3 protein-coding genes are annotated in these 3,824 nt (G+C 43.8%); 1 reads left to right on the top strand and 2 read right to left on the bottom strand.

Annotated elements, in window-relative coordinates; genetic code table 11:
• Window positions 1-159: 159 nt before the first annotated feature.
• On the top strand, window positions 160-1,791 hold the full coding sequence (locus tag B9J87_RS12140) for an ATP-dependent endonuclease (protein ID WP_094150970.1): 1,632 nt from the start codon (window positions 160-162) through the stop codon (window positions 1,789-1,791).
• A gap of 163 nt (window positions 1,792-1,954) precedes the next feature.
• Here the strand turns inward: B9J87_RS12140 and B9J87_RS12135 are convergent, their stop codons facing one another.
• Both B9J87_RS12135 and B9J87_RS12130 read right to left on the bottom strand, forming a co-directional pair.
• On the bottom strand, window positions 1,955-2,461 hold the full coding sequence (locus tag B9J87_RS12135; protein WP_094150960.1) for a DUF1097 domain-containing protein: 507 nt from the start codon (window positions 2,459-2,461) through the stop codon (window positions 1,955-1,957).
• Between the two features lie 328 nt (window positions 2,462-2,789).
• On the bottom strand, window positions 2,790-3,695 hold the full coding sequence (locus tag B9J87_RS12130; RefSeq protein WP_013867825.1) for a LysR substrate-binding domain-containing protein: 906 nt from the start codon (window positions 3,693-3,695) through the stop codon (window positions 2,790-2,792).
• Window positions 3,696-3,824 lie beyond the last annotated feature (129 nt).

Genomic DNA, 3,824 nt, shown 5'->3' with positions numbered 1-3,824 from the left:
CCTCATCACGCTTTGTAGCCTTTGTCTCATTCGGCTGCCCCTACATAAACACTTGATATGTGAGCCAGCAGCCTACTCATCTGCATAATTTCCATTATGCTTAAAGAAAAACAGACTCAGCGAGAAGCTAACTTGTTGAGTTATAAAAGGAGTCTGCCTATGCATCTAGAGCGAATTGAAATTTCCGGATTCAGAGGAATCAAACGTTTATCGCTCGCTTTTGATGAACTCACCACATTGATCGGTGAAAATACTTGGGGTAAGTCCTCATTGTTGGACGCCTTATCAGTAGTGCTACCAGCCAACGGTGTACCTTATCAATTTGAAATGCAAGATTTCCACGTCGATTACTCTATCGCTCATCCTCAAACTCAGCATTTACAAATTGTCTTAAGCTTTGTTTCTACAGACAAAAATGAATCTCGATCCGGCCGTTATCGTAAGCTGAGGCCGATTTGGGTTGAAGATGAAACGGGTACGAAACGGATATTCTATCGCATCAGTGCCACTCGTGAGCGATATGATATTACCACTCGCTACCTGTTTTTAGACCTCGAAGGCAATCCACTACCGCTGCATCATTCCGAAAAATTAGCGCAAGAGCTGATGAGCTTACACCCAGTGATCCGTTTGAAAGATTCACGGCGTTTCGAGCGACCTTTCGTCAATGGTAACGGTAAAAATTCTCGCGCCGAAAAACGCATTGATAATACCTGTCGTCGTTTACTGGCCATTCCTGGACATGTCAACAAAGGCGAGATGAGAAGTAGCCTTAACTCAATGAATGTATTAGTTGATCACTATTTTTCATTCAAAAGTCAGACACGTAAAAACCCAAGACAGCAACGTGACAGCTTAGTCTATTCCAACCCAACCGCCGATAAAAACATAAGCCAATTTGTTGAAGAGACTAAAAATAAGCAAACTCGTTTGCTGTTGATGGGCTTACTTAATGCTTATCTGCAAGCCAAAGGCCCAACTGACCTACGACGTTGCGCTAGGCCGCTGCTGATTATCGAAGATCCCGAAGGTCGATTGCACCCTACTCATCTGGCGCGCGCTTGGAGTTTACTTCAACTATTACCCATGCAGAAAATTCTCACAACGAACAGTGGTGATCTGCTTGGCTCTGTTCCCCTTCATTCGATTCGGCGTTTGGTGCGTACTTCTGACCGTACCATTGCAAATTCGATGATCTCTCGTGGATTGAGTAAGGACGAACTACGACGTATCGGTTTTCATATCCGTTTTCATCGCTCAGGGGTGCTTTTTGCTCGCTGCTGGTTATTGGTTGAAGGAGAAACTGAGGTGTGGCTGTTTAGTGAGCTGGCTCGCCAGTGTGGCTATAACCTAGCCGCCGAAGGAGTACAAATTGTCGAATTTGCTCAATCAGGTCTGAAGTCCTTAATTAAAGTGGCGAAAGCGTTTGGCATTGATTGGCATGTCGTGACTGATGGCGATCCCGCTGGCAAAAAATATTCGTCAACGGTACGCGGTATGCTAACAGGTGATCAAGAACGGCATCGCCTGACCGAACTTCCCGATCGAGATATCGAACATTTTCTGTACTCTCATGGCTTTGAACACTTCTTCAAAGATTTGATTAAAATACCTTACGATCATCTAATCCCTGCGAAAAAAGTGGTCACACGTGTGCTGAAAAAACACGCGAAACCTGATTTGGCGCTTGCCATCGTTTCCCATTGTGAACAACAAGGTGTGGACTTTATTCCTGTACTGCTGCGCTGGACACTAAAACGCGTGATTACGATGGCCAATGGCCACACGTAAAAAAAGGCACACATGATTGTGTGCCTCGTATCATTTCCATTTCGCTATATGTGACTAATCTTATATTGAATGGGTATATCAACAATTTTGATGAATCGATACGGATCAATTGGGGGTAACCTTTACCAATGCAGATTTCACCAGCATTAGTCTTAAACACAAATTAACAAGTTGAGGATTTAGAACGCGTTTCAACAGTTGCGCTATCGCTCAGCGCTGGCTGGTTAGATCGTTGATGCAACCACATACCACTTGTTTTCATCGCAAAGCCAAAAATGCCACCTAATAGAAGTGATGGAACAACCAGTTGCCAATCACCACCAGCAGCAAAAGTGGCACAAGCGCCAATAAAGGTTCCAGGGATATAACCAAGCCACGCTTTCGACGCTTGAATGCACATTAAAAATGCCACTACTGCAGTGACAACGTAACCCAAAATATCCAAGCTCACTAAACTGGATGAATGAATAATGACCATTGCCCAAAAAACGCCACTGATATTCGTTATCAAACTTTCTGCAAGACCTTTAATACCCTCGGTTGGAGAGGCAAAATAACTCGTACATCCTAAAAAGCCAGCCCATGATAGTAAGCCTAACGAAACGGCTATCCAGCCCCAAACACCAGAAAGAATGCCTGTCGTTAGTGAAATTGCAAATAGTGTGCTCATAGCGCCCTCATTTAGCCGCTATCTGCCTGTCATTTAACAAGCCGTTGCTATAGCGACATCAATAAATCAAGTGCCGATATTAAAAGCTTCAACCACAGATGACTAGTGACCTAAGTCATGAAATAAATGCAATGACTGCACTTATTTCATTGAAATGTTGACGCAAACGATAAATCAACATATTTGAAGTGCTTTTTAATCGAGCATGAGCGTTAGATTGGGTGATGAGGGTGTGTGGCATGATGCTAAATGCGAACACTCAACAGCTTCACTTATCACACCCCATATTGAGAAGTAACAAAGTAAATCATAACCAAGATTAACAAGCTTAAAGTACGCTTGGTCGTCCTTTCATCATGCGCAGTCCTTCACGCTTAATGCACTCAACCAACGGGTTTTCAGCCATATCTGCTCGCCAAATAAACGACAAGGTTCTTTCCATATTCAGATCAGGCACATTGAGCGCTACCAGTTGGCCATTCTCAATAAAGCGTTCTACATCGAGGTAAGGTAAACAAGTTAAGTACGGACCATTCGCAACCATACTGCGTAGCACAGGAACATGTTCGTACTCTCGCCACACATCTAAATCGGAAATAAGATGGTGAATCGAGCTATCAAAAATATTGCGAGTGCCAGAACCGTGCTCTCTTAACACCCATTTAGCTTGTTCAAGCTGTGCAAGACTCACCGTTTTACATTTGGCAAAAGGATGATGAGCCGAAGCTATCACTGTTAGGTGATCTCGACACCACACTTCTTGGGAAATACGGTTATCATCGCATCGACCTTCAATGATACCAAGGTCATATTTGTAGTCGAGGATGCCATCGATCACCCCTTTGGTGCTTTTCACACCAAGCTCAATACGCATCTCTGGGAAATCGTTATCAAGAATGCTGATAAGGTCTGGAACGAGGTGCTCGGCAGGGGTCTGGCTGGCCCCCATACTGATTTCACCGCTAAGCAAGTGCTGATCATAAAAGCCCATTTCGATCTGCTGAGCATCTTGTAATAAACGCTTCGCTTTCGGCCTAAGCCACATTCCCCAATGAGTTAATGCCATCTGCTTTCCTTGTCTTTCGAACAAAGGGCGACCTAACATTTTTTCCAATTGTGCTAGCGACATGCTGGTCGCGGATTGAGTTAACGCTAATTTATCCGCAGCTTGACTGACGCTGCCACTATCGGCAACAGCATCGAAAACTGCTAATTGTTTGAGTGAATACCGCACTGCTTTTCCTATTTAGCTTTCATCTACTGCGCGCCACACCTTTAATTTCAAGGGAGTTAATATGCGCAAACGGTTTCATTCTACTCTTTCATTTATTCATATCAATTCATTTGATGAGTAATCTAAAAA

The sequence above is a fragment of the Vibrio sp. V19_P1S1T109 genome, assembly GCF_002241375.1.
GTDB lineage: Bacteria > Pseudomonadota > Gammaproteobacteria > Enterobacterales > Vibrionaceae > Vibrio > Vibrio anguillarum.
Note: the sequence above shows the minus strand (reverse complement) of the source record. Positions and strands in the feature narration are given on the sequence as shown.